This is a genomic window from Alkalithermobacter thermoalcaliphilus JW-YL-7 = DSM 7308, assembly GCA_001584565.1.
GTDB lineage: Bacteria > Bacillota > Clostridia > Peptostreptococcales > Peptostreptococcaceae > Alkalithermobacter > Alkalithermobacter thermoalcaliphilus.
Window position 1 is genome coordinate 1,127,941 of the sequence record LSFY01000001.1, and the last position, 25,031, is coordinate 1,152,971.

The window sequence follows — 25,031 nt, forward strand, 5'->3', positions numbered from 1 at the left end:
TCCTTTGCACAAATAATACTAACTATCTTATTTTATAATGTAATAACCTATATTTCAATACAATAAAGATTACAGATGAAAAAAGGTTTATCTTTGCAGCAAAGATAAACCTTTTGTAAAATCATACACTCTTAGTATTAACGCTCTATTATAATTTCCCATGAAGGTATTTATCCTATAGTCAACTATATTTACGCCTAATATTAGCATAAAAATAATCAATATAAATATGCAATACCCAACTCTTTTGGCTTTTTTGTTTTTCTTTTTTTCTAGCGTTCTTTCCAATCTTCCCATACTATCACCTATTTGTACTCTTTATAACTTCATCTAAAATTTCCGCTAAGTATTTAGTAGTTCTAATAACCTCGTCTATAGTATTAAAATTTGTTCCTACTTCTAATAAAGCATAGTTGTTAGAAAGAAATTGATTAAATCTACCATAAGGCTTAACTAAAACATTTCTTGCTATACCAGGATATTTTTCGTTAGCTACCTTAGTTATATATCTTGCAAAATTCTCTACTTCTTTTCTGTTTGGACTTTCAGGACCTACTACTAACATAAATTTAGCTACATCTTCTCCATTTATTTTTACTGTGTTTTGTTGTCTTATTCTATTTCTAGTTTCATCATCTTTTGCTACCATTCCATCCCTGTGTACATCTAACACTACCTTTATACTAGGATTTTCTTGTAATATCTTTCTTGCTGTCTGTAAAGACCTAGTATACGATCCATTAAAAGAAGGATAGTCATGATAGTCCATATTGTGTAAAACTACATATCCTCTCTTTTCTAAGTGTTCTTTAAGTGCTCCTCCTACAGACATTACATTGTATTTTTTGTTTAGAGAATGATAATTTCCTGTTCTTTCAGGTTCATAGCTTTCTGTTCCATGAGTATGGTATATGAGTATTTGAGGCTTTCCTTTTTGTAAATCTATTTTATCTGGAACAGATGCATTTGTATTTTCATTTTGGCTTTGATTTGTTTGTTTATTTTCATCTGATGTAACAGTTTGTATATTATCAATTAAAGTAGGTTTTTCATCATCTTCTAATACAGTTATCTTTATAGAGGATTGACTATCGTTAGCTACATTGTTGTTATCATTTCTTCTATTCAAAAGCCCAAACCCTATTGATAATAATCCTCTATTTTCTCCTTCTAAAGTTACTTCTGGATAAGTCTTTCTTAAAAGATATTTTAGAAAATCTTCTTGACCTTGTCCTATAGCAAAGCTTGTAAATGAAAAAAGATATGCAAACAATATTCCTAAAGTTAATATATGTGTTATATTTTTTCTTTTCATTAGTTAACCTCCTCTTGTCCCATTTATATATTTGTATGAGGAGAAATTTCAATTTATTCCTGGATGTAAAGATTTATTTATAGCACTACTTATTATATAAGATACATTATCTATTATCTCATCTATGTCTTTAGGAGTTACTACTACATTTTGTCCATAAGGTTCTAGTACGTCTTTTATTAATGAATATTTTTCTTCTTCTCTTAAAGATTTTAACATCTTATAAAAATCTTTTCCTTTTTGTGTTTCTTGCATTAAATTGTCTATAGTACAATCAATAACATCTGATGTCAATGTAGCTGCATCTACAACTGTAGGAACTCCTATGGCTATTATAGGAACATTTAAATACTCTCTATTAAGAGCTTTTCTCATATTTCCAATTCCTGCTCCAGGCGAAATTCCTGCTGTAGATATTTGAACAGTATTATTTACTCTTTCTAGTTTTCTTGAAGCTAGTGCATCTACTGCTATAACTACATCTGGTTTTATCATATCAACTAAAGATTTTACTATTTCGCTAGTTTCAATACCTGTTATTCCCATAACACCTGGGCTTAAAGCTGCAACTTCATTTAAAGTATCATCATATTCTTTGTTATAAGCTTCAAATAAGTGTCTTGTAACAAGTATTCTAGATACTACCTTAGGTCCTAAAGAATCTGATGTTATATTCCAGTTTCCAAGTCCTATTACTAAAGCTTTTTTATTCTTAAAATCTCCTAAAATTTCTGATAATTCAGTGTGAACAGCATCTATTATTGTATTTCTTGCATCATCATCATCAAAACTTATAAGTTTTGATTCAATAGTTATATAAACACCTTTTTCTTTTCCCATTATGTTTTTGCCTTCTTCACTGAAAATATCTACCTTTGTTACAGTATAGTCTCCACAATTTTTTTGATCTACTTTTACTCCAGGTATTTCTACATTTTTATCTTCGCTATATAGTTCTCTAGCTTCTATAGCTAAATCTGTTCTTATATTTCTATTTATCACAGATACCCCTCCTTAGTATGTATAATATATTTATTATTTTGACCAAAAAATCCAAATTTTATTAAATTATTAATATTATTTAATATCAATTTTAGTGTATATTTATTTTAGATATTGGTAACAATCCTTTGGTGTAGTTAGTTGCTTAAATTAATGCATATTTTTCTTGATTTTTATTTTTTTTTCTGATAAAATCTACTTTGTTGACGTTGAAGAAACATATCTCGCTTACAAGGGGGTGAACAAGTTGGCAAACATCAAATCAGCTAAGAAAAGAATCAGAGTTATAGCTAAGAAAACTGAATTAAATAGAGCTAGAAAATCTCAAGTTAAAACAGCTATAAGAAGATTTGAAGAAGCTTTAATAGCTGGAAACATAGAGGAAGCTAAAGAAAAATTCAGATTTGCTGAGAAGAAAATATCTCAAGTTGCAGCTAAAGGAACTCTTCACAAAAATGCAGCTGCTAGAAAAGTTTCTAAGTTAGCTAAGAAATTAAATGCTGCTATAGCTCAAGCTTAATTATTTGAATCGGACCGTGTCAATTAAAGCCCAGCTTAATTCGCTGGGCTTTTTTATGTACATAAATTTGTAATTAAAACATCTAATGCTAAGGTATCATTTAATAGACCATTTTTTATAGAAAAATCTATCTCTAAACAATCGTTTAATATATTTATTAACCTTTCATCATCAAAAGATTGTGAATATCTTAAAGCCTTAGTAGCAACATATGGATGTATCCCTAGCTTTTGAGATATAAGTTTTGATGAATATCCTTTCATTCTAAGCTCTTTGCATTGAAGTACTATTTTAAACTGTCTTGCAATCATTGATAATATCATAAAATGAGACTGACCATCTAATATCATATCCCTAAGGGTTTTTATTGCTAATGTTGCATTTTTCGCCTCTATAGCATCAATTAATCTGAATATATCATTATCTATCTTTCTTGGGCTTAGCTTATCTATTATTTCTTTTGTGACTTTGTTATCTTTTCCAACAAAAAAGGCTATCTTATTTATTTCATTTTCTAAATCTGAAAGTGTTTTTGAACTATTTTTATTTTCATAATCTTGAATGGTTAAAAAGTACATTAAATCTGTTTGGTTTATCTGTATTTTATTTTCTTTAAATTTTTTGTGCACCCATTTTACAAGTTCATTTCCTGTTAGTTTGTCACAATTTAAAACTACTCCATTTTCTTGAATAGTTTTTACGATACTTTTCTTTTTATCTATGTCCCCATAAACTATAAATATGATGATAGATGTGTTTGGTATATTTTCAAGATAATCTATAAACTTTTTTTCATCTTCTTGAGAAAAAAGCTTCTTTTTTCCTTTTATTAATTCAAAATCCTTTAATATTATAATTTTTTTCTCATCCATAAAAGGAAGAGTCTCTACAGCATTTATAAGATCTTGTAAGTTTATTTCTTTCCCATCTATTATTGAAAAGTTAAACTCTAAAAAGCTTTCGTTTAAACTTTCCTTTGATACTTTAATTACATTATCTAAAAGATAAGACTCCTTACCATAAAATAAATACAATTTATGATATACTCCTTTTTTCATGTCTTTTATTATATCCTTGTACTGCATTTTTCTGCTCCTTTACTGTATATATTTCACTTAATATAAGATAACTTACAACAATTATATAATATAAAACCATAAAGGATAAACTAGTATTTTCAAAATTTATATGAGAATATTCAATTTCAGATAAGTATTTTACAACAGTTACAATATACTTTATGAATAAAGTATTTGCATTTGAAATTAAAAAAGCTAAATTTGTACTTAAAATACTAAAAAACAAACTTAAAAGAGCTAAGTTTATAATAACACCTACTGCCCAAACCACTAGTAAGTTTGCAAGTAAAGATATAACAGAAAAAATCTTGTAATTATAATATATAATCGGCCAAGTCATTATCGTTGCACAGATAGTAACAGATATTAATGGATATTTAAAATATCTATTTACTTTATGATAAAAACAAGATATAGATAAAACAGCTAAAAAAGAAAGCTGAAAACTTATATTGTATATAATAAACGGATTATTGATAATAAGTAAAATAGCTACAAAACTTATAGCGCATATCGTATCATATTCTCTTTCTATAAAAGTAGCTATGTAAAAAATTATTATAAATAATGTAGCTCTTATTATAGATGGTGTAAGTCCAACTATAAAACAATAAAATATTAATGTAATCAAAAGAATAACAAACCTTAAATATTTGTTTACCCATCTAGTTAAAAAATGAATTGTAGATGCTATTATTCCTACATGTAATCCTGATAAAGCCATTACATGTGAAGTTCCTGTAATAGTAAAGCTATTTATAATGCTTTTTTGTATATAGCTTTTATCTCCTAATATGAGAGCCTTTACAATTGGAGAATTTTCATTATATAAAAGATCAATCTTTTCAGATATTGTAGTTTTAGTTTTATGTATATGATAATATATATTATTTTTGCCTTTTTTAGTTATATCTTTTGCTATAATAACTCCATTGTAGCCCTTAGCTCTTAGATATAACCCATAGTCAAAATCATTTAAATTATAATTATCTAAACTTTTAAATTTGCCGTATACTTGAACTTTATCTCCTATATCTACATTTGTTTTATTAAAATCTTTTATTAAAAAGTCTGCTACAATATACTGTATATGATTTTGTTTAAAGCTTAAATCCAAAACTACCCCCTCTAATTTTATATGTTCATCGTTGTGAAGGGATAAATTATCTTTAAAATGTTTTGTGTATATGATGGTAAATATCAAAGTCAATCCCAGTATTGCCAAAACTGGTCTTCTTAACTTAAATATCATAAACCATCTTCTCTGATGCTATTTGAATTTGTCCTGAGTAATACTTTTTAGCTTCTTTTAGTATATCTTCTATATTATTTTCAGGGTATATATGCGTTAATATTAAAGATCTAACTTTTCCAGTATTAGCAATTTGGGCAGCTTCTTTTGCAGATAAATGAGGTGTATTTTTTGTTTTTTGACTTTGGAGCATTCCTCCTTCACAAAGCAATAAATCGCTTTTTTGAACTATTTTTTCTATATCGCTAAAGTAATCAGTATCACCTGTATACACAAATTTTTTATCTTTATAATGTATACTTGTTAAATAACATTCTACTGGATGGTTTGTTTTATAAAATTTTATATTTAATCCATTTAGCGTAAGGTTTTGTTTATCTCGTATTGTGTTTATACTATATACGTTTTTATATTTTACCTCTTCATAAAATTTACTTGGAGTTGATGGACAATAAATAGGTATTGGCTTTTTGATTTGATTGTTTATCATTTTTACTTGAAGTAAATATCTTAAAATTAGTAAGTCACTCATATGATCTGCATGAAAATGTGATATTATTATTCCTGTAAGGTCTTCTACTTTGTGTCCTAGCTCTAAATATCTACTTAAAACCCCATTTCCTAAATCTAAAAGAAGTTTATTTTTTTCCCATTCTATTAAGTATCCTGAGCAAGCTCCTCCCGCTTTAGGATATGGTCCAAAACAACCTATAACAGTTAATTTCATAATCTACACTCCTTTACTGACTATTTATTAATATTATTGCTCATTATCTTTAAATTAATAAAAGCTATGCTAAAAAATTAGCATAGCTTAATTTTGTTTTACATTGCTTTTGAAATATTTTGTATTTGCAATTGCTATAGCAATTGGAACTCCTATTATTATACTACTAACACCCTGAACTATATTACCAGGAACAGACTGCAAAGATATAAGTAAGCTTCCCTTAAGTATTCCGCCTGCAAAGAAATATCCAACTACCATTACTAAAGCTCCTACTGATGTTGACAATATCATTTTTGCCTTATTCAAAGAATTCCTCATTAAATATCCAACAACAAACCCTTCAAATCCCTTTATTATTAGAGTAAATAAAGCCCAATGAGCATATCCAGTTAATAAATCTGCAAGAGCTGATCCTACACCTCCTGCTATTAATCCTACTGTAGGTCCGAATAATATAGAAGCAATAAATATTGCACTATCTCCTATATTTATAAATCCATCTGTAGCTGGCATTGGAATTTGTATTACCATAGTACCTATACATACAAGTGCCGTCATAAGTCCTATAATAGTTAGTGATTTAGTTTTTTCCATAATAACCCCCCTTTACTTTTTATAGGAAAATTATATCAGGGAGATTGTGCTACTACAATAGAAATTGTATCGATACAATTTCACTTTCTTGTAAGAGACTTATACCCTGAAAACAATCCACTAGATGTTAAACCCGCTATTATTCCCTTTAAAATTCTTTCTTTAACATCTATAGATGTATCATAAAAAATCGATATAACTATACCTATAAAAAGAGATAACAACGGAGCATACTTTTTAGGGAATCCTGCTGTTTTTGCAACTTCAATAAATCCTATTATAATGGAAATAACTAAAGGGTTAGAATAACATTCCATAGTATCACCTCCTATACCTTATAATATTCAACCATAAAAAAAAAGACCTTAAGGTCTTATACATATTCATTTATATAATTTATTTTTGGCCTAAATAAATTATTCAATATATTTAAGTGTTCTTGTTTTTGGTATTGTATTTTCTCTAAAGCATCTAGGTCATATACACTTAGATACGAAAATGCTAGCTGACTTAAAGAATTTATGTCAATCTTTATATCATATTTTTCATCAGTTTCATTTACTATAATTTTTCCACTGTCTATAATTATCTTAAAAGTTTTATTGTTTTCTTGTATATAATTGTCTTCAAGTTTTATTCTAAGGGTATAATTTAGATTATCAACTTCTAATGTTTTAACAAATTCTTTAAAGTTAATTACTCTACCCATCATAAACGGCTTTATATTTAACTTAAGATGTTTTATATTTGGTAAAATATTTTTTATTTTATCATCTAATGGGCATTGAATAGTTACGCTCTTACATTGAGTATTGTGATTATATATAAATTTTAAGAACGACTTTAATGTTTTTATATTTTTATAAAATATTTCTCTTACTAAAATTTTATCTTCTAAAATGAAATATATTATATATCCATCAAATCCAGTATCTGTCTTATGAAGATATATGTGCCCATTTTCAGATGATACTTCATCAAATAAATTGTAAAAATACTCATCATCTCTTACTATAAATCCGTTTTTATTTTGCATGCTGAAATTATATATATCTATTAAACTGTTTATATCCTGTTTTGTAGCTTTTTGAAAATCTCCCGCTGTTTTAAACTCTCTAAGTTCATAAATATCTAGGTTATATTCTAACTGATCATAACATTGTTCATATCCATAAGGCCTATAAAGTCTATAATCAATTGGCATAAGTATAGATACTAGTTGATTTTTATTATATAATTCCCTTAAAGTTTCTTTCATAAGCACTTTCATAAATCCTTTGCCTCTAGCATGGGCAACTGTAGATACTCCAACAATATATGATGTATTGTATATTTTTTTATTTAAGCATATCTTGTACTGATTCATTTGAAGCGAAGATAGTATTTCTTTATCTTCTATAACTAAAGTGTTTTCTTCTTTATATTTTTTACTAAAATAATAATTAAAAAATCCTTCAGGATCATTAAAACAATACTGCCACATATATTTTATATGCTCTATGTCTTCTTTTTTAGCTTTTCTAACATTCATATTATTCCTCCAAAACAGTATATTTAGAAATTAATTTGTATGGATAATATGACATCTTAGCATGTCTAAGCCCATCTATACCTAAATCCTCTTCCCTGTTTACAAATTCTACATCAGGAAATTCATTTTGAAGAAATAATTTATTTATCATAGGATAAAGTCCTCTTATCTCAGAGTTTGCTTTCTCGATATGAATAACTGCCATATTATCATTTAAATATTCTCCTATAGAAAAAGCCTCAAGTTTATTATCTATATATATTCCTCCTATTTTCACTTGAAGTTTATCATAGTTTTCAAATATTTTTCTTATAGCTATTTTTTCATTTTCAAAGTTTGATATATCTTCTTTGTTTTCCATCCATTTATCTAATAAAAATAAACACTCATCAAAATCTTCTTTATTAAGCGATTTATAATAATATCTATTTTCGTATTCTTTCATAAATGCATTTATATGATTTCTTTTTTTATGATACTTTCTTCCACTTAAAGTCCTTAAGTCTTCTGCTAGATATACATAATCAAAGTAATCTCTTTCTTCTATATATTTAAACTTATCTTGATAATTTTCTTTTAAAAATTGTACAAATTCTTCTGTTACTGCTCTTAATTGAAACTTTATATCATTTTCTTTAAAATAACTTCTTATAAAATCAAAAGCCTTTCCTAGATTCTCTCTTTTTGCTAGAGGTATTACTGTAAATTTATGATCTTCATATTCACCTATTAATACAGCAAAATCATCTTCTTTATAATATACTGTATTGTATAAATGTTGCCACATATATATGGTTGTAAAACAATACTCACAAGCTTCGTAACTGACCATTTTAAAATATGGGTCTAAAATTTCCTTTGAACTTATATCTACTTTCGAAAAAATACTAATCTACCTCCTTTTATATTACTTCATTAGTATATCATAATATTAAAATAATATCAAATCCTTATCAACCACCACTATATATGTTACCTTTTTATTTAAAAGTAAAACAAATTTATATATAATTTAATGTGAGGTGATTTAATTGAAAGATATAATAATATTGTTAATTGTTTTTTCTTGTATTTTCTTTGTAGGTTGCGAAGATATAGCTGTCTTTAGAAATTCTAACAATTCTATATTAAGTGTTCACTTTATAGATGTAGGTCAAGGAGATTGTACCCTTATTATAACTCCTGATAAAAAAACAATGCTAATAGATGCAGGAGATAATAATTCTGGAAAAACAGTTTATAACTATCTAAAAAAACATAATATAAACAAAATAGATATTTTAATTGGAACTCACCCAGATGCAGATCATATAGGAGGCCTAGACTATATTATTCACAATTTTGAAATAGGTGACTTTTACATGCCTAAAAAATCTCATACAACAAAAACTTTTAAGGATGTTTTATTAGCTGCTAAAAGTAAAGGACTCAAAATAAAGGAAGCAAAATATGGGATTGATTTTTATTTAGGAGATCATGTTTATTTTAAAATGTTAAATCCAAGCAGAGAATATACAAATAACAATAATCTTTATTCTGTTGTTTTAAAAGCAACTTATAAAGATAAAAGCTTTTTGTTTACAGGAGATGCTGAAATTGAAAATGAAATAGATATGATAAAATCAGGTGAAAATTTAAAATCTAATGTATTAAAACTAGGACATCACGGAAGTTCTTCATCTACTAGTGAACAATTTTTACTATCAGTATTACCTGATGTTGCAGTAGTTTCATGCAAATATAAAAATCAATACTCTCATCCTCACAAAGAAGTTTTAGATCTTTTAAAAAAATATAATATACCTCTTTATAGAACTGACGAACAAGGATCTATAGTTTTTTTTAGCGATGGAAAAACAATATGGACAGATAAAAACCCTGGATCTTATAATTATTACAAAGGTAGGTGATATAATGAAAGGAATAATAGATAGATTCGAAGGAGAATTAGCTGTAATAGAACTTGAAAATAAAACTTTTATGAATATCCATAAAAAACTTCTCCCTAATGATTGCAAAGAAGGAGACGTTGTAGTACTATCGCGCGATGGAACTATTGAAATAGATTATAACGCATATAAAAAACTAAGAGAAGAAATAGACAATTTGATGGATGAACTGTTTGAATAAGCCTGTCACTTGACAGGCTTATAAATGCATAGGTATTAAATTATACGCAACAGCTGTTACATATACTAAAAATATTACATATACAATAAGCATCAAATAGCCATCTTTTTTATCAATTCCTTCTTTCTTAAGAAAAATACAAGAAGTTACAACCATAGCTACTAACAAAAATTCATATGTAACTAAACTTTGCCCAAGACTTATAGATAAATTTTTTCCTGATGCTACTATAGGTACACCAAGACACATACATATATTAAATATATTTGAACCTACTGCATTTGATATAGCTCCATCAACGTCACCTTTTCTAGCTGATTTCACAGATAAAAGCGTATCTGGTATAGATGTACATGCTGCTAATATAATAACTGAAACTAAAAATTTAGGTATATTAAATATATTAGATATTACAAGAGCACATTTAATTATAGCTTCGCAACTTATCCATATTATTATACTTGTTATAAATATAGTCATTATTATCTGAAAATGATTCATCTGACAACAATCATCTATATCATTTTCTTCTCTAAACATATACCCTCTTATTTTTTTTCTATAACTAATAGTTTCTATATAAAGAACCATTATATAACATACATATATACAAACTAATATCATTCCTGCAAAAACTGTAAGTTCTCCCATATATGTAAAGAAACATAAAGTTAGAATCGAAGCTGTGTAAAAAAACATATCTCTATATATTCCATTTTTCTGTGCTTTAAGTCTATCTTTTCCTTTATATGCTAATATACTTAACATTGGTATTAATAAAATATTAAACATTCCTGATCCGGCTATAGTTGGTATAGCTATATTTCCAAAATCTTTATATATCAATACTGCTATCATCGCTGTTGAAAATTCAGGAAATGAAGAACTAGCGGCATCAAAAATTGCACCTCTTACAGTGTTTGGTATCTTAAGTTTATAAGCTAAAGCTCTTAATGCATCTCCTAGTTTATCTGCTGCCTTATTTATTATAAAAGACATAATTATTAAAATGATAATTGCTTGTATGTAATTATCTATCCAATCAAACAATATTTATCCCCCCAAATTATTATGATATTTATCTAAAATGCACTCATAACTATTCACATCCTTTTGAATATTATTTAGTCATAATATTTAATATGTTGAAAAAGATTTTAATATAACTGTATTCATACTTTATTTAGTTATTTTTTATAGCGCATAGGAAATTATATGCTTTAAGAAAAAGATATTAAATCTGAAGTACTCTCATATTAATAGTTATATGGGGGTGATTTGTTGAAAAAAATAATCTGTATTCTATCTTTATTGCTTTTAATCAACATCTTTACTTTAGCGTTTAGATCCTATAGCAACATAATTCCTATAGGAATTGTTGATTCTTATCTGAATAGTGAAAATGTATATGAAAAACAACAATTAAAAAAACAAATAATTACATCTATTCTCAATGCAACTGGATATGATAAATGGTTAGAATATGTAGACTACATAGATATGAAAATTTATAAAAATATAAATGATTCAGATAAAAAAGAAGAGATTTTGTTTGCACTTAATTTATCTAAAGACAGTGCATTAATAGCCATTTATGAAAAACTCAACAATACAACATATTTATATAAAAATAAAATAACTAACCTTGTTCCTGTAAAAAATGTAACCTTTCTAAACAACTTTCTTGCAATTGAGCAAGTTATCGATGAAAGATTTGGAGCATTTTTTATAGATAATTTTATACAAATATATCTTTATGACGATAATGTCTACAAAAGTGTGTTCAAACAATCTGTTGATTATGAAGAAATCTACAAAGCTATATGGGTAGATAAGAATGCTCCTGATAACCTGTGGAATAAAACTAAAATAGTTGCATCTATAGATTACTTAGATGAAGACCCTTTCAAAATTTTATATATTGTTACAACTTCTAGATATAAAGCTGAGTCAGCTTCTTTTCCTAAAGATGAAAATTTCAAGAAAGAAAGTGAAAAAACTGAAAAACATTTATACGTATGGGATCAACAGCGCAAATCTTTTGTGCTAAAGGAAAAAACGGATATCAAAAAAGAGCAACCTAAGATTTAGGTTGCTCTTTTTCACTGGCGGGAGTATGTGGGAATCGAACCCACCCAGGAGGCTCCTAACCCCCCGCGCTGGTTTTGAAGACCAGAGGGCACACCAGCACCCATCTACCCCCATAGTTTAAATTCTCTTTGTTGATAATATACCACATATCTCCTTTTTGTTCAATATTTTTTTACTATATTTATCAATATTTATATATTTTTCTATATTTTTCATAAATAATTATCTAATCAAAGCAAAAACTAACTAAAACAATATTTTATACGAGGAGATTAGCATGAAAAAAATATTAATGCTTGCAATAGCTTCAGTTTTCTTAAGCTTGTCTATACTAAGTTTTAACTTAGAAAGTAGGACAACACCAACTATGAATATTGTTTCTGATAAAGTTTATGATATCATTTTAGACACAGACTTTTCTATGCCACCACAAGATGATGCTCTAGCAACTATAGTAGCTCTAAATTCTCCTAAAATTAATGTACTGGGAATTACAACTGTCGCTGGAAATAATAGTTTAGAGCAAGCTACTGTAGATGTTCTTAGATTCTTAGAAATAGTAAAAAGAGAAGATGTTCCAGTATTTGTTGGATCTAATATGCCATTAGTTCATGAAGTAAGTGATTTTGCCAAATCCACATGGGGCAAATGGTGGTCTGATGATCCTCCTACAATGCCAATAGGTGGATTTCCTAAGAAGAAGCCTGAAAAACAAAGCGCAGTTGATTTTATGGTCAACACTGTAATAAACAGGCCTCAAGAAATAACAATCGTAGCTATAGGCCCACTTACTAATGTAGCAAAAGCTATTCGGCAACATCCAAACTTTGCTAAAAGTGTGAAAGAAATAATAGTTATGGGAGGTGCTATAGCCACACTACCCGATGGTGCTGGAAATGCAACTCCAAATGCTGAATTTAATTTTTGGGTAGATCCAGAAGCTGCTAGAGTGGTTCTTCGCTCTGGAATTCCTGTTACTCTATCACCTCTTAATGTGTCAAGAAAAACTAAAGGAAGTGAAACTTGGTATGAAAAAGTAGTTTCTGTTGATACTCCAGTTACTTCTTTACTAAAACAAACGATGGGTCCAGAGTTTGAAAAAGATCCTGAATTTATTGATCTTATGTATGATCAAGTTGCTATTATAAGTCTTATATATCCTGATCTAGTCAAAACAGTAGATCTTTATGTTGATGTAGATATAAATCATGGTATAAATTATGGAACATCTGTTGGATGGGATAAAGTGTGGCCTGGAGCTGAGGGAGCAAAAAAAATAAAAGTTCAATATGATCTTGATTGGGAAAATTTTATCAAATTATTTATAAAAGAAGTATCAAGACCTCATATAACCAAAAACGATTAGGAACTTAAATTCCTAATCGTTTTTATCTATGGTTTTATTAAATTTTCAGCTCTTCTAAATGGTTCATTAAAACTAAAGTGACCAAAATCTTCTCTTCTTTGTCCTTCTATTAAAAATAAAACTCCAGTTATATTTTCAAGTTCTGTTAAAGAGTTTACTATAGAGTAAATAGTCATTGTTTCTCCTGCAGTACCTCCAGAATGATTATTTACAAAATCGTGACTAAAATTTACAATTGCTATTTTATTTTCTTCAGAATAAGCTATTAATTCAGTCCCTTTTGGAATTACATTATAATCTTGAGAATTTGATTCCTCAATTAATTCATATATTATTTTCTCACCAATACTTTCTCCTTCTTTTATTTCTATTTCTTTTATTTTAGGAATTAAATACTGGGCATTTTCATCAGGGAGATAAATTTTTATATTAACTTTTCTACTTTCTGATAAATCAAACTCTGTTAAAACATCATATGGCTGTCCCTGAGGTGAAATCATTGCTTTTCCCTCAACTGTTATCCTTACTCCTTTAACTTCATCAAACTGAGTTAATGTATTTGTTACTGTTATTATAGCTATTGTCTGAGATATATCTGTTGAAGGAGATAAAAACTCTTTAGAAAAATCTACATGAATTATATCATCATTTTTCTGAAGGACTAGTACTTTTGTATTTTCACTTATATTTCTAGTTGAATCTGATGAATATGGACCATTTATAAGTTCTTTTAGTGCATTTGCGTATTTTTCATCTTCATTTGAATAATTAATAGGTCTTGTAACCCACTGGATTCTAGTATTATCTGAGTTTGCATAATAAAGCTTTATCTCTTCTTTCTTAACATTTTTAGCTGTTACATTGCAACCAGTTGTTACAAATATAAAAGTTAGAAGAAATATAAATATATTTAATTTTTTCATGTTTTATCCTCCTAAATCAAATCTACAGGTATTTTTACATAAAATATACTTCCTTGCTTTAGTTTACTTTCCACTAATATTTCTCCTTCATGTAAATCTACTAGTTGTTTAGCTATAAAAAGTCCTAATCCACTTCCACCAGTTTCCCTCGATCGAGCTTTATCAACTCTATAAAACCTTTCAAAGATTCTTGATAAATCTTCCTCTGGTATACCTACTCCTTCATCCTTTACTTTTATTACTGCATAGTTTTCTTCATTGTATAAGTATATATATATATTACCATTTTCATTGCTATACTTTATAGCATTATCTAATATATTAGTTATAACTCTATCTATTTTTATAATGTCCAGCTTAATTTGAATATTATCTATCTCTTTGTATATAATATTTATGTTCTTACTTTTAGCTTTAAGATGCATTCTATTTATAACCTTATCTATTAAGTAGTTTATATGTGCTAGTTCTAAATTTAATTTAGACTTTTTTTCATCTATATCAACTATTATCATCAAATCATCTATTATTTGTTTCATTCTTTCTACTTCTCCATATATGTCTTTAAAAAACTCCTTGTATATATTTAAATCTTCATACGTTCCATATTTTAAAGATTCTATCAAAAGTTTTATAGAACTTAATGGAGTCTTTAATTCATGAGATACATTATGAATAAATTCTCTCCTTTGCTGTTCTATTTTGCTTAGAATTTTACTCATTGTATTAAAGTTTGAACAAAGCCTAGATAATTCTCCCCCGCCTTCAACATCTACACTTTCATATAGATTTCCTCTATATATATTCTCAAAAGCAGTATTTACTTTTTTTATAGGATCCACTACAGAATTATATGTATATGCAACAGTTAAAATCAATATGAATATATTCATAACTACAAAAAACGCAAATATTAGTTTTATATTATTTAATTCATAAGCTTTATACTCTGCATATATATATCCCTGTAAGCTTTTATTTAAATATATAGGATAAACCTTTATTATCTTATTTAGATACCTATCTAAAAAGTATCCATCTTTCTTTGTATATTCAAATATTTTTTCTTCTATTCTTACCTTGTTTGCATCATCACTTATAACAAATCTAAAAGTATCTACCAATTTTATATCAGTTCTTTTACTAATTGTATTGTAATACTGCACTGTATCAATTAAATCTTTGTCTTTTATACTTTTAAAATCTGTTATATCTCTTTGTATCAATTCAAATTGAAAATCTATAGACTCTATAGCTTCATCTTTATATCTTTTTTCTATTATCTCAAATAACATGTATGCACTAAAAATAAATATTACTGTAACTAACATAATAAAAGTAGAAAAAACTCTAAGCTTAGTCTTTAAAATAATAACCAGCTCCCCATTTAGTAAGAATATATTTTGGATTTGATGAGTTGTACTCTATTTTTTCTCTTAATCTTCTGATATGAACATCTACAGTTCTTAAGTCTCCATAATAGTCATATCCCCATATTTTTTCTAGTAAGGCCTCTCTTGAAAATACTTTGTTTTTATTTGTTGCCAAGAATAAAAATAAATCAAACTCTTTTCCTGTTAAATTAATATCTTCTCCATTTCTAATTATTTTTCTCCCCAGAGTGTTAACCTTAAATTCTCCTATTTCAAATTCTGAATGATTTGCATTTTCATCTATCTTTTTAGTTCTTCTAAGTATAGCCTTAATTCTTGCTTTTAATTCAAGTAAGTTAAACGGTTTTGTCATGTAATCATCAGCACCAAATTCTAATCCCATAACTTTTGTCATGTCTTCTCCCTTTGCAGTTAACATTATTATTGGTACTTGAGAAAAAGTTCTTATTTCTTTACATACTTCAAGTCCATCCTTTTTAGGGAGCATTAAATCTAATATTATAATGTCATATTCTTTATTCCTTGATTTTTTTACAGCTTCCTGCCCATCATATGCTTCGTCAATTTCATATTCATCACCTAAGCCATATCTCATTCCCTTTATTAATAATGTTTCATCATCAACTATAAGTAGTTTTATTTTCATAATTATCACCTAACTTAATACTCTTTTGTCTTCTATTCTTTTTGTTATCTTAATCTTGTCAAAATATTCTAATAAAGCAATAGAATATTTTCTGCTAACTCCCATTAATTCTTTAAACTCAGATAAAGTTATATGGCCATTTTTGTTTATATGATCTTTCAGCAAATTAAGAGCCTTATCATAATACTTTTTATGATAAGCTAAATTATCATCAAGTATTACTACAGTGTTATTATCTAATGCCTGTAAAACTTGTTCATAACGAGGATTATTTAAAGTAATATCTTTTATATTTCTAGGAGTAAATCCATCTGATAAGAGCTTTTGCTCTATTTCCTTTTTTATCTTTATATCTTCGTTTGTAAATTTTACTTCAAATCCCCAAGTAGATACTAAATTGTTTTTTATATTTATTAACTTATCTTCTAAAAATAATTCTAATAAAGCATCAAAGTCTTTTGTTTTAAGACTTGCTTCAACTTTTGATCTTAATTCTTCTTTTATAATACCTTCCTTTAAAGGATATTCTTTATGAAAACTATTTAATAGTTTAATAGTTTTTTCTTTAAGCATTTCATAGTGTTCCTTGTGAATATAAATTTTATTAATACAAAGTATAGTTTTATCTTTCATAAGCTGTAATATATTTTCATTTACAACTTCTTCATTTTCTCCTGTATATTTTAAAATAGTCTTTATATCTGGATATTCTTTTGAATATCTTTTAATAGTCTGATTTATTATTTCCTTTAAATCTCCTTTTTCCTTAAGTTTTAAACTATCTATTACCTTCTTATCAAATCTTTTATGTTTTTTAGGATTTGGGTCTAAAATAATTCCTCCACCTATTGTTTTCATTGGAGAATATGATCTTATTACAAATCTATCCCCTTTCTTAGCCACTATAGTATCATCAAGCCTTAACTGACAATACCCTTCTTGTTCACAAGTTAATTCCTCTCTATCTAGGGGTACTATTCTTGCTAGAATTTCTCTTGTTCCATGATATAATCTCACTCTATCCCAATAATTAACATTTACATTTGAATATCTTGTAAGCTTTACTTTTACATCTATCATCATAGACTCTTGCATACAATTAGGATAAGCTAGAATATCTCCTCTTTCTAACTCTTCAACCTTTACATTTGATAAATTTATAGCTGATCTTTGTCCTGCATACGCAGTTTTAACAGCTTTTCCATGAACTTGAATTCCTCTTATTTTAGTTTTTATATCCTTAGGATAAATAACTACCTCATCATCTAAATTTATCTTTCCTTCTATTAAAGTTCCTGTAACTACTGTTCCAAATCCTTTCATTGTAAATACCCTATCTATATGCATTCTAGGATATGAATTTAAGTTTTTCTCCTCTACATTTTCAGTAAGTATATCTATATTATATATAAGTTCATCAATTCCCCTTTTACTTACAGAATCAACCTCTATTATTTTAGCATCTTCAAGAAATGTACCCTTAACTTTCTCTTTTATATCTTCTTTTACTAACATTAAAAAATCATCATCTACTAAATCACACTTAGTAATTACAATTATTCCATTGTTTATTTCAATAAAGTTAAGAATATCTAAATGCTCTATAGTCTGGGGCATAACTCCTTCATCCGCTGCCACAACAAATAAAACAACATCCATTCCAGATACTCCAGCTAGCATATTTTTTATAAATTTTTCATGTCCTGGAACATCTATAATTCCTGCTCTTTTTCCACTTGGAAGATCAAAATAAGCAAATCCAAGGTCTATTGATATACCTCTTTTCTTTTCTTCCTTTAGCCTATCTGTATCTTTTCCAGTAAGAGCTTTTATTAATGTTGTTTTTCCATGGTCTATATGTCCTGCTGTACCTATTATAACATTTTTCATAAAATTATCCCCCTTATTCTAAAACACTTTGTATTGTATCCGCTACTATATCAAATTCATCTTCAAATATAGTTCTTACATCTAATATATATTTATCTTCAAAAATCCTTCCTATTATGTGATTATCAGAAAGCCTTAGTCTTTTCTCTAGTTCAACTACACTAATATTTCTTGGAACTATTGTTACTAATTTAGTAGGTATTTTTTCAAGCGGCATAGACCCTCCTCCAACTTGAGAGTATCCACTTTCTATATTGATATCTATATTTAAGTTCTTAGAGTTTATTTTTTCATATAAGTTATTAGCTTTAACTTGTAATTCTTGTAATGAATAAGTTAACATTTTTAAAGTAGGTATATTATTGATGGCCATATCTTCATCTAAATACATCATAAATGTAGCCTCTAAAGCAGCAATAGTAAATTTATCTACTCTAAGAGCTCTAGTTAACTGATTTTTTTTCATTTTTTGTATGTACTCTTTTTTTCCTACTATTATGCCCGCTTGAGGTCCTCCTAGTATCTTATCTCCACTAAATGTAACTATATCTGCTCCACCTTTTAATGAATCTATTACTGTTGGTTCATAAGTAAATCCATATTTAGAAAGATCTATAAATAGTCCACTTCCTAAATCTTCTACAACTGGAATATTATATTTTCTACCAAGCTCCGATAGTTCTTTTATATCTACATTATGGGTAAATCCTAATATTCTATAATTGCTGGTATGTACTTTTAAAAGTGCTGCCGTATTTTCGTTTATGGCTTCTTCGTAATCTTTTATATATGTCTTGTTTGTACTTCCAACTTCTATAAGTTTCGCTCCACTTTGCTCCATAACTTTTGGTATTCTAAAAGATCCCCCTACTTCTACAAGTTCACCTCTTGAAACTATAGCTTCCTTATCTTTACACAAAGTACTCAACACTAAAAGTACTGCTGCAGCGTTATTGTTTACAACTAAAACATCTTCTGCTCCTGTAATAGTTTTTATTATATTCTCTAAGTGAGAATATCTAGATCCCCTTTGACCTAACTCTAAGTCATATTCTAAATTAGAATATCTTGAAGCTATTTGCCATACCTTGTCTTTTATTTTATCTGCTATTAAAGACCTTCCTAAATTTGTGTGTATAACAACTCCAGTTGCATTTATAACTTTCCTTAAAGATAATGAACTTTTTAATTTGACAAGTTTATTAACTTGATCAATCATACTTTCTTTGTCTATAGAAAATTTATCTATATTATCTTCAGAAAGAGAAACAATCTCTTTTCTATACTTATCTATAGTTTCTCTTATACTGTCTAAGATTAACACTCTTGGATATTCTTTAAGTAGATATATTATACGTTCTTGTTTTAGCATCTCGTCTACTGAAGGCAGCTTAGAAAATAGATGTTTTTTATCCATAATTATCTCTCCTTTGTAAATCCTTCCTACTACAATTATAGCATAATTGACCAAAAATTTTACATAAACTCCTATGTAAATGAGAAAAGAAGTCACTTTGACTTCTTTATATAACTTCTATATATTTATCTTGTTTTTTCAATACTCTTCCAATTATTTTTGCATCTAGTGCTCCATTGTTTATAATTTCATCTACAAGTTTGTATGCATTCTCTTCTTTTACAGAAATTAAAAGTCCACCTGATGTCTGTGGATCATATAGTACATCCATTACATTTTCAGCTACGTTATTATCACTTACATATTTTGATATATAATTTCTATTTCTATACATTCCTGCTGGAATTATCCCCATGCTAGCAAATTCTAATGCCTCTTTTATAATTGGAACTTCTTTAGAATTTATTTGAAGAGTTACATTAGATCCTTTAGCCATTTCTAATGCATGGCCCAATAGTCCAAATCCTGTTATATCCGTTACAGCGTTTACAGTTATTTTATCAAAACTAAGGGCAGCATACTTGTTTAGATGAGACATTATTTTAACTGCTTCTTGTTCTACTTTTTTATCACATAAATTTTCCTTTATAGCGGTATTTAGTATTCCAATTCCTATTGGTTTAGTTAAAACTAATAAATCTCCTTCTTTACTATTTGAATTTGAAAGTACCCTCTGTGGATGAACTATTCCAGATACAGAAAGACCATATTTAGGTTCTTTATCATCTATAGAGTGTCCACCAACTAATAAAGCTCCTGCTTCTTTTACCTTATCTAATCCACCTCGTAAAATTTCCTTAAGTATATTCATATCTTGACAAGATGGAAAACAAACTATATTCATAGCTACTATAGGTTTTCCTCCCATAGCATACACATCTGAAAGAGAATTTGCTGCTGCTATTTGTCCAAACATATATGGATCATCTACAACAGGAGTAAAAAAGTCTAAAGTCTGTATCAAAGCCATATCATCATTTAATCTGTATACAGCTGCATCATCAGATGTATCTAATCCAACTAACAAATTATTATCTTTTATTTTAGGTAAAGCCTCTAATACACTAGCCAAAACCTCTGGCCCAATTTTAGCTGCTCAACCTGCTGATGTTGTCATCTTTGTAAGTTTTATCTCTCTCCCCAAAACATTCACTCCTCTTTTGTCTATCTTATGCTTAATAATACCATATTAAAAAGCCTATTTACAACATCTTAATATGCCTAGTTTATACTAATAAGCTCTTTTATTTCTTCAAATTTTTTATCTCCTATTCCTGATACATTTTTTATCTCTTCTATAGATTTAAATCCACTATTTTCTTCTCTATAAGATACTATTTTTTTAGCTATAGAATCTCCTACTCCTGGAAGAGTTTTAAGTTGTGCTTCACTAGCAGTATTTATATTTATTTTGTTTGAATTATTATTTGTGAAATTATTAGTTTGAACGCTCACTTCTTCTCCAATTTTGGGTATTATTATGTGCATTCCATCATCTAATTTCATAGCTAAATTTACTCTATTATAATCTGCATTTTCCGTTAACCCTCCTAATTTTTCAACAGCATTTATAAGCCTATCCCCTTGTTTTACAGTAACAACACCAGGCATTTTTATTTCTCCACTAATATAAACCATTATTTGTTTATCTTCTATATACTTTTCATCTGCCTGAACATAGTTTTCTTGTTGCTTAATATTTTCCTCAGGACTGACTATATAAACTGTTTTTTTACTATTTAATATTATACCAGTAAAAACAAGTAATAAAAGAAATGAAAATATCATAGTATTTCTTATATTTAGCTTCAAGTTATCATCTCCTTTATCGTTAAAATAATCTTGATCTTATGGAGGTAGCTATGTATAAACTTTTATCAATTGTTTTATCTTTACTGTTTTTATTCGATATAAATTTTGCTTATGGTCAGACACCGTTGTATATATCTGCAGAAGCTGGAATACTTATAGAGTATGAAACAGGCACAATACTATTTGAAAAAAATGCACATAAAAGGATGTACCCTGCATCTACTACAAAAGTAGTAACAGCTTTATTAGTTTTAGAGAATGCTAAATTAGATGATATAGTCAAAATCGATTACGATTTAGGCTATATAGATGGAAGTAGTATGTATCTCAAAAAAGGTGAATCTTTCACAGTAAGACAGCTTTTAGAATGTCTTTTAATAAAATCTGCTAATGATGCAGCTGTTGCTTTAGCAAATCATGTGTCTGGATCTGTAGAAGAATTTGCACATCTTATGAATAAAAGAGCTTTAGAACTTGGATGTAAAAATAGTCACTTTACAAATCCAAATGGTCTTCCTGATCCAAAACATTACTCTAGTGCATATGATTTAGCACTATTTGCTAAAGAGGCTATGAAATACGAAGTATTCAGAGAAATCGTAAAAACACCTTATCTTAGAATTCCTCCTACTCCTCAAACCCCTAATGAGAGAGTTTTTAGAAACTCTAATAGATTTTTATGGGGCGAAGGTGGAAGACACACTATTGATTATAAAGGTAAAACTGTAAATATAAAATATGATGTAATTGATGGTATAAAAACAGGTTATACAAATGTAGCTAGGCAATGTCTAATAAGTAGTGGACAAATAAACAATACTAGAGTTATTTCTGTAGTTTTAAAAGCAGAAGGTAAGAATATTTATATAGATAGTAGAAAACTAATAGACTATGGCCTTGAAAACTATAAATTAGAAAATATTTTCTCTAAAGAACAAATAATAGGAAATAAACTTATTCCACTATCTAAGGAAAATACGATAAAATATGGTCCTTCTGATGATTGTAAAGTTTTACTTAGAAAAGATGAAAATTTATCTAAAATTCATACAAATATAGTGTTAGATCCAAACTTATCTGCTCCTATAAAATATAACGATATAATAGGTAAAATACAAATTTATAAAGATAATAGCCTTATTTATGAAACTAATTTAATAGCTTTAAGTGATGCTACTCCTATTTTAGTCAAATATTACAATTTAAATACATCTACCCATTTGAGTATAATAACTAAACTAATATTATTTTCACTTATAGTCTTTATATGTATAAAAAGGATAAAATAAAGAGCATATCAAGTGATATGCTCTACCCAAATATCTTTTTAGTTATCTCACAACCTGTACACGTTGCTGCAACCCCGCCTAAAGCTGTTTCTCTTAACTCATACGGTAAACTCTTTCCTACTTTATACATCGCTTCAACAACTTCATCAAAAGGTATTACACTTTTAACTCCAGCAAGTGCCATTTCAGCAGATATTAACGCATTAGCAACTCCTATTGAATTTCTAGTTTGGCAAGGTGCTTCAACAAGACCTGCTATTGGATCACATACAAGTCCCATAACATTACTTAAAGCCATAGACGCAGCATGAAGGGCCTGCTCACACGTTCCACCCATCATCTCAACTATTCCTGCTGCTGTCATAGCTGCAGCAGAACCTGTTTCTGCCTGACATCCACCTTCAGCTCCTGCAACTGTTGCATTTTTTGTTATTATTATTCCAATTGCTGCAGCAGTGAATATTGCATTTAACATTTCTTCATCACTAATTTTAAATTCTTCTCCTACAGTTATTATTCCTGCTGGAAGAATTCCACACGATCCTGCAGTTGGAGCTGCAACTACAAGTCCCATTGATGCATTAACCTCAAGAACTCCCATTGCAGCACTAATTGCCTTTGTCATAAGAGGTCCACACACTGATTTGTTTGTCTTAAGTCTATTTCTTACAAGCTTTGCCTCACCACCTATAAGCCCTCCTACTGACTTTATATCTTCCGTTAAGCTTTTATTTATAGAGTTTTTCATTATATCTAAGCTATACGACATTCTTTGTATTATTTCTTGTTTTGTCTTTTTCGTAAGCTCAATTTCTCTTTCTATACATATTTCATAAATCTTTTTGTTGTATTGCTGGCAAAGCTTTAATAAATCTTTTCCGCTTGTAAAATTCATACTAGTCACCCTTCTTTTTAGGTCTACTCAAGACCTTTTATTATAAAAGCATCTTTTATTAAATCTTTATTCTTTAATATATCTTCAACAATATGTTCATTAATATCATCATCAGCTTCTATTATTGTGAATGCTTCGTTTCCTTTTTCTTGTCTATATATACTCATAAACGCTATATTTACATTTCTGTTTGACAAACATCTTGTTATATGTGCTGCAGCCCCTGGTAGATCTCTTTGTTTTACTATAAGTGTAGGGTAAGCCCCTGTAAATTCTAGTTTTAAACCATTCATTTGTGTAATTTTTATATTTCCTCCACCTATAGAAGCACCTACTATTTCTATAGTTTTTCCACTTATTGTAGTTATTATCATCTTAACTGTATTTGGATGTTCATCCCCTAGATCAGTTGGAATAAATTCAAATTCTAAACCTTTTTCTTTTGCTATATCAAAAGAATCTCTTATTCTTTCATCATCTGGAGCAAAGCCTAATATTCCACCTATTAAAGCCTTATCTGTTCCATGACCTTTATATGTCTGAGCAAAAGATCCATGAAGATAAAAAACAACTTTTACTATTTCTTCCGAAGCTATCTTGTACCCTACTCTTCCAAGCCTTGCAGCTCCTGCTGTATGTGAACTTGATGGCCCTATCATATTAGGCCCTACAATGTCAAATATGCTATAATTTTTCATATAATCGCCTCTTTCAATATTTAGATTATCTAAAAAATGACCAAGAAGTCTTGGTCATTTTTAGGTTTTATTCTACTATAGCAATTGCTTCTATTTCAACCTTAACATCTCTAGGAAGTCTAGCTACCTCAACACATGCCCTAGCAGGCTTGTTGTCTTTGAAATACTCAGCATAAACTTCATTTATCTTTGCAAAATCGTCCATATCTTTTATAAATACTGTAGTTTTTACAACGTTATCAAAAGAAGCATTTGCAGCCTCTAAAATAGCTTTTAAGTTTTCTAAAACTCTCTTTGTTTGCTCTTGAACATCTTGTGAAACTATTTCCATAGTTACAGGATCAAACGGAACTTGTCCTGATATAAACAGCATATTTCCAGCCTTTATTGCCTGAGAGTATGGTCCTATTGCTTTTGGTGCATTCTCAGTATGTATTATTTGTTTTTCCATTTTTTT

At 28.2% G+C, this 25,031-nt stretch carries 27 protein-coding genes and 1 tRNA gene; 6 read left to right on the forward strand and 22 right to left on the reverse strand.

The window, feature by feature from the left end:
- Window positions 1–87: 87 nt before the first annotated feature.
- The 3 genes from JWYL7_RS05970 to gpr are packed head-to-tail and all read right to left on the reverse strand — an operon-like array spanning window position 88 to window position 2,317.
- Window positions 88–297 (reverse strand): hypothetical protein, encoded by a 210-nt coding sequence (locus tag JWYL7_RS05970; protein WP_066070378.1) that lies wholly within the window; start codon window positions 295–297, stop codon window positions 88–90.
- 4 nt (window positions 298–301) lie between these two features.
- Window positions 302–1,315 (reverse strand): stage II sporulation protein P, encoded by a 1,014-nt coding sequence (spoIIP, locus tag JWYL7_RS05975; RefSeq protein WP_066070381.1) that lies wholly within the window; start codon window positions 1,313–1,315, stop codon window positions 302–304.
- A 48-nt stretch (window positions 1,316–1,363) separates the two neighbouring features.
- Complete coding sequence (gene gpr / locus JWYL7_RS05980) at window positions 1,364–2,317, reverse strand: GPR endopeptidase (RefSeq protein ID WP_331721895.1); 954 nt, start codon at window positions 2,315–2,317, stop codon at window positions 1,364–1,366.
- Between the two features lie 247 nt (window positions 2,318–2,564).
- Between gpr and rpsT the strand changes: the two genes are divergently transcribed.
- On the forward strand, window positions 2,565–2,837 hold the full coding sequence (rpsT, locus tag JWYL7_RS05985) for a 30S ribosomal protein S20 (protein WP_066070384.1): 273 nt from the start codon (window positions 2,565–2,567) through the stop codon (window positions 2,835–2,837).
- 53 nt (window positions 2,838–2,890) lie between these two features.
- Here rpsT and holA read toward each other — a convergent pair whose 3' ends face one another.
- The 7 genes from holA to JWYL7_RS06020 all read right to left on the reverse strand — a co-directional run bounded on the left by holA (window position 2,891) and on the right by JWYL7_RS06020 (window position 8,855).
- Window positions 2,891–3,895, reverse strand: coding sequence for a DNA polymerase III subunit delta (gene holA, locus JWYL7_RS05990; RefSeq protein WP_331722116.1), 1,005 nt, complete (start codon window positions 3,893–3,895; stop codon window positions 2,891–2,893).
- Complete coding sequence (locus JWYL7_RS05995) at window positions 3,873–5,168, reverse strand: ComEC/Rec2 family competence protein (protein WP_066070391.1); 1,296 nt, start codon at window positions 5,166–5,168, stop codon at window positions 3,873–3,875. The genes holA and JWYL7_RS05995 overlap by 23 nt, the downstream gene beginning before the upstream one ends.
- Window positions 5,158–5,895: an MBL fold metallo-hydrolase gene (locus JWYL7_RS06000; RefSeq protein ID WP_066070393.1), complete on the reverse strand. Its 738-nt coding sequence runs from the start codon at window positions 5,893–5,895 to the stop codon at window positions 5,158–5,160. Before JWYL7_RS06000 ends, JWYL7_RS05995 begins: the two co-directional genes overlap by 11 nt.
- Window positions 5,896–5,982: 87 nt before the next feature.
- Window positions 5,983–6,492 carry an ECF transporter S component gene (locus tag JWYL7_RS06005; RefSeq protein ID WP_066070395.1) on the reverse strand — a complete coding sequence of 170 codons (510 nt, stop codon included), beginning with the start codon at window positions 6,490–6,492 and terminating at the stop codon, window positions 5,983–5,985.
- A gap of 80 nt (window positions 6,493–6,572) precedes the next feature.
- Window positions 6,573–6,809: a phage holin family protein gene (locus JWYL7_RS06010; protein ID WP_066070399.1), complete on the reverse strand. Its 237-nt coding sequence runs from the start codon at window positions 6,807–6,809 to the stop codon at window positions 6,573–6,575.
- Window positions 6,810–6,865: 56 nt separating this feature from the next.
- Complete coding sequence (locus JWYL7_RS06015; protein ID WP_066070403.1) at window positions 6,866–8,023, reverse strand: GNAT family N-acetyltransferase; 1,158 nt, start codon at window positions 8,021–8,023, stop codon at window positions 6,866–6,868.
- A 1-nt stretch (window position 8,024) separates the two neighbouring features.
- Window positions 8,025–8,855 (reverse strand): DUF2156 domain-containing protein, encoded by an 831-nt coding sequence (locus tag JWYL7_RS06020; protein ID WP_066070406.1) that lies wholly within the window; start codon window positions 8,853–8,855, stop codon window positions 8,025–8,027.
- Between the two features lie 199 nt (window positions 8,856–9,054).
- On the opposite strand from JWYL7_RS06020, the gene JWYL7_RS06025 reads away from it, so the two are divergent.
- Both JWYL7_RS06025 and JWYL7_RS06030 read left to right on the forward strand, forming a co-directional pair.
- Window positions 9,055–9,933, forward strand: coding sequence for a ComEC/Rec2 family competence protein (locus JWYL7_RS06025; RefSeq protein WP_066070409.1), 879 nt, complete (start codon window positions 9,055–9,057; stop codon window positions 9,931–9,933).
- A 4-nt stretch (window positions 9,934–9,937) separates the two neighbouring features.
- Window positions 9,938–10,153, forward strand: coding sequence for a DUF3006 domain-containing protein (locus JWYL7_RS06030; RefSeq protein ID WP_072280191.1), 216 nt, complete (start codon window positions 9,938–9,940; stop codon window positions 10,151–10,153).
- 18 nt (window positions 10,154–10,171) lie between these two features.
- Here the strand turns inward: JWYL7_RS06030 and JWYL7_RS06035 are convergent, their stop codons facing one another.
- Window positions 10,172–11,203 carry a sodium:calcium antiporter gene (locus JWYL7_RS06035; protein WP_331721896.1) on the reverse strand — a complete coding sequence of 344 codons (1,032 nt, stop codon included), beginning with the start codon at window positions 11,201–11,203 and terminating at the stop codon, window positions 10,172–10,174.
- Window positions 11,204–11,434: 231 nt separating this feature from the next.
- Between JWYL7_RS06035 and JWYL7_RS06040 the strand changes: the two genes are divergently transcribed.
- Window positions 11,435–12,244: a hypothetical protein gene (locus JWYL7_RS06040; protein ID WP_066070412.1), complete on the forward strand. Its 810-nt coding sequence runs from the start codon at window positions 11,435–11,437 to the stop codon at window positions 12,242–12,244.
- Between the two features lie 15 nt (window positions 12,245–12,259).
- Here JWYL7_RS06040 and JWYL7_RS06045 read toward each other — a convergent pair.
- Window positions 12,260–12,356 (reverse strand) — tRNA-Sec (locus JWYL7_RS06045).
- Window positions 12,357–12,521: 165 nt separating this feature from the next.
- Between JWYL7_RS06045 and JWYL7_RS06050 the strand changes: the two genes are divergently transcribed.
- A complete protein-coding gene (locus JWYL7_RS06050; protein ID WP_066070416.1) occupies window positions 12,522–13,610 on the forward strand; it encodes a nucleoside hydrolase in 1,089 nt (362 codons plus the stop codon).
- A gap of 26 nt (window positions 13,611–13,636) precedes the next feature.
- Here JWYL7_RS06050 and JWYL7_RS06055 read toward each other — a convergent pair whose 3' ends face one another.
- The 7 genes from JWYL7_RS06055 to JWYL7_RS06085 form a co-directional block, all read right to left on the reverse strand.
- On the reverse strand, window positions 13,637–14,533 hold the full coding sequence (locus tag JWYL7_RS06055) for a GerMN domain-containing protein (RefSeq protein WP_066070419.1): 897 nt from the start codon (window positions 14,531–14,533) through the stop codon (window positions 13,637–13,639).
- An 11-nt stretch (window positions 14,534–14,544) separates the two neighbouring features.
- Window positions 14,545–15,864, reverse strand: coding sequence for a sensor histidine kinase (locus tag JWYL7_RS06060; RefSeq protein ID WP_066070422.1), 1,320 nt, complete (start codon window positions 15,862–15,864; stop codon window positions 14,545–14,547).
- A gap of 25 nt (window positions 15,865–15,889) precedes the next feature.
- On the reverse strand, window positions 15,890–16,573 hold the full coding sequence (locus JWYL7_RS06065) for a response regulator transcription factor (RefSeq protein ID WP_066070426.1): 684 nt from the start codon (window positions 16,571–16,573) through the stop codon (window positions 15,890–15,892).
- A gap of 9 nt (window positions 16,574–16,582) precedes the next feature.
- Entirely contained in the window at window positions 16,583–18,463 is a 1,881-nt protein-coding gene (selB, locus tag JWYL7_RS06070; protein ID WP_066070431.1) for a selenocysteine-specific translation elongation factor, read from the reverse strand.
- A gap of 13 nt (window positions 18,464–18,476) precedes the next feature.
- Window positions 18,477–19,880 (reverse strand): L-seryl-tRNA(Sec) selenium transferase, encoded by a 1,404-nt coding sequence (selA, locus tag JWYL7_RS06075; protein ID WP_066070433.1) that lies wholly within the window; start codon window positions 19,878–19,880, stop codon window positions 18,477–18,479.
- A gap of 106 nt (window positions 19,881–19,986) precedes the next feature.
- The gene (gene selD / locus JWYL7_RS06080; RefSeq protein ID WP_149683748.1) at window positions 19,987–20,997 is read right to left on the reverse strand and encodes a selenide, water dikinase SelD; all 1,011 of its coding nucleotides are present in this window, start codon (window positions 20,995–20,997) and stop codon (window positions 19,987–19,989) included.
- 104 nt (window positions 20,998–21,101) lie between these two features.
- Window positions 21,102–21,692: a helix-hairpin-helix domain-containing protein gene (locus JWYL7_RS06085; RefSeq protein WP_066070437.1), complete on the reverse strand. Its 591-nt coding sequence runs from the start codon at window positions 21,690–21,692 to the stop codon at window positions 21,102–21,104.
- Window positions 21,693–21,742: 50 nt separating this feature from the next.
- On the opposite strand from JWYL7_RS06085, the gene JWYL7_RS06090 reads away from it, so the two are divergent.
- Window positions 21,743–22,981: a D-alanyl-D-alanine carboxypeptidase family protein gene (locus JWYL7_RS06090; RefSeq protein ID WP_066070439.1), complete on the forward strand. Its 1,239-nt coding sequence runs from the start codon at window positions 21,743–21,745 to the stop codon at window positions 22,979–22,981.
- A 22-nt stretch (window positions 22,982–23,003) separates the two neighbouring features.
- Here the strand turns inward: JWYL7_RS06090 and sdaAA are convergent, their stop codons facing one another.
- The 3 genes from sdaAA to JWYL7_RS06105 form a co-directional block, all read right to left on the reverse strand.
- A complete protein-coding gene (gene sdaAA / locus JWYL7_RS06095; RefSeq protein ID WP_066070443.1) occupies window positions 23,004–23,876 on the reverse strand; it encodes an L-serine ammonia-lyase, iron-sulfur-dependent, subunit alpha in 873 nt (290 codons plus the stop codon).
- Window positions 23,877–23,899: 23 nt separating this feature from the next.
- Window positions 23,900–24,574, reverse strand: coding sequence for an L-serine ammonia-lyase, iron-sulfur-dependent subunit beta (gene sdaAB / locus JWYL7_RS06100; RefSeq protein ID WP_066070446.1), 675 nt, complete (start codon window positions 24,572–24,574; stop codon window positions 23,900–23,902).
- A 67-nt stretch (window positions 24,575–24,641) separates the two neighbouring features.
- Entirely contained in the window at window positions 24,642–25,025 is a 384-nt protein-coding gene (locus tag JWYL7_RS06105) for a RidA family protein (RefSeq protein ID WP_066070449.1), read from the reverse strand.
- Window positions 25,026–25,031 lie beyond the last annotated feature (6 nt).

Excerpts from the sequence above, each read along its gene's own strand:
- JWYL7_RS06000 (WP_066070393.1), bottom strand. The coding sequence starts at position 5,895 with ATGAAATTAACTGTTATAGGTTGTTTTGGACCATATCCTAAAGCGGGA.
- sdaAB (WP_066070446.1), bottom strand. The coding sequence starts at position 24,574 with ATGAAAAATTATAGCATATTTGACATTGTAGGGCCTAATATGATAGGG.
- JWYL7_RS06065 (WP_066070426.1), bottom strand. The coding sequence starts at position 16,573 with ATGAAAATAAAACTACTTATAGTTGATGATGAAACATTATTAATAAAG.
- JWYL7_RS06050 (WP_066070416.1), top strand. The coding sequence starts at position 12,522 with ATGAAAAAAATATTAATGCTTGCAATAGCTTCAGTTTTCTTAAGCTTG.
- holA (WP_331722116.1), bottom strand. The coding sequence starts at position 3,895 with ATGAAAAAAGGAGTATATCATAAATTGTATTTATTTTATGGTAAGGAG.
- JWYL7_RS05995 (WP_066070391.1), bottom strand. The coding sequence starts at position 5,168 with ATGATATTTAAGTTAAGAAGACCAGTTTTGGCAATACTGGGATTGACT.
- JWYL7_RS05970 (WP_066070378.1), bottom strand. The coding sequence starts at position 297 with ATGGGAAGATTGGAAAGAACGCTAGAAAAAAAGAAAAACAAAAAAGCC.
- spoIIP (WP_066070381.1), bottom strand. The coding sequence starts at position 1,315 with ATGAAAAGAAAAAATATAACACATATATTAACTTTAGGAATATTGTTT.
- JWYL7_RS06005 (WP_066070395.1), bottom strand. The coding sequence starts at position 6,492 with ATGGAAAAAACTAAATCACTAACTATTATAGGACTTATGACGGCACTT.
- JWYL7_RS06020 (WP_066070406.1), bottom strand. The coding sequence starts at position 8,855 with ATGGTCAGTTACGAAGCTTGTGAGTATTGTTTTACAACCATATATATG.
- JWYL7_RS06090 (WP_066070439.1), top strand. The coding sequence starts at position 21,743 with ATGTATAAACTTTTATCAATTGTTTTATCTTTACTGTTTTTATTCGAT.
- JWYL7_RS06060 (WP_066070422.1), bottom strand. The coding sequence starts at position 15,864 with ATGTTAGTTACAGTAATATTTATTTTTAGTGCATACATGTTATTTGAG.
- JWYL7_RS06105 (WP_066070449.1), bottom strand. The coding sequence starts at position 25,025 with ATGGAAAAACAAATAATACATACTGAGAATGCACCAAAAGCAATAGGA.
- selA (WP_066070433.1), bottom strand. The coding sequence starts at position 19,880 with ATGGATAAAAAACATCTATTTTCTAAGCTGCCTTCAGTAGACGAGATG.
- JWYL7_RS06015 (WP_066070403.1), bottom strand. The coding sequence starts at position 8,023 with ATGAATGTTAGAAAAGCTAAAAAAGAAGACATAGAGCATATAAAATAT.
- JWYL7_RS06030 (WP_072280191.1), top strand. The coding sequence starts at position 9,938 with ATGAAAGGAATAATAGATAGATTCGAAGGAGAATTAGCTGTAATAGAA.
- JWYL7_RS06010 (WP_066070399.1), bottom strand. The coding sequence starts at position 6,809 with ATGGAATGTTATTCTAACCCTTTAGTTATTTCCATTATAATAGGATTT.
- selB (WP_066070431.1), bottom strand. The coding sequence starts at position 18,463 with ATGAAAAATGTTATAATAGGTACAGCAGGACATATAGACCATGGAAAA.
- sdaAA (WP_066070443.1), bottom strand. The coding sequence starts at position 23,876 with ATGAATTTTACAAGCGGAAAAGATTTATTAAAGCTTTGCCAGCAATAC.
- JWYL7_RS06055 (WP_066070419.1), bottom strand. The coding sequence starts at position 14,533 with ATGAAAAAATTAAATATATTTATATTTCTTCTAACTTTTATATTTGTA.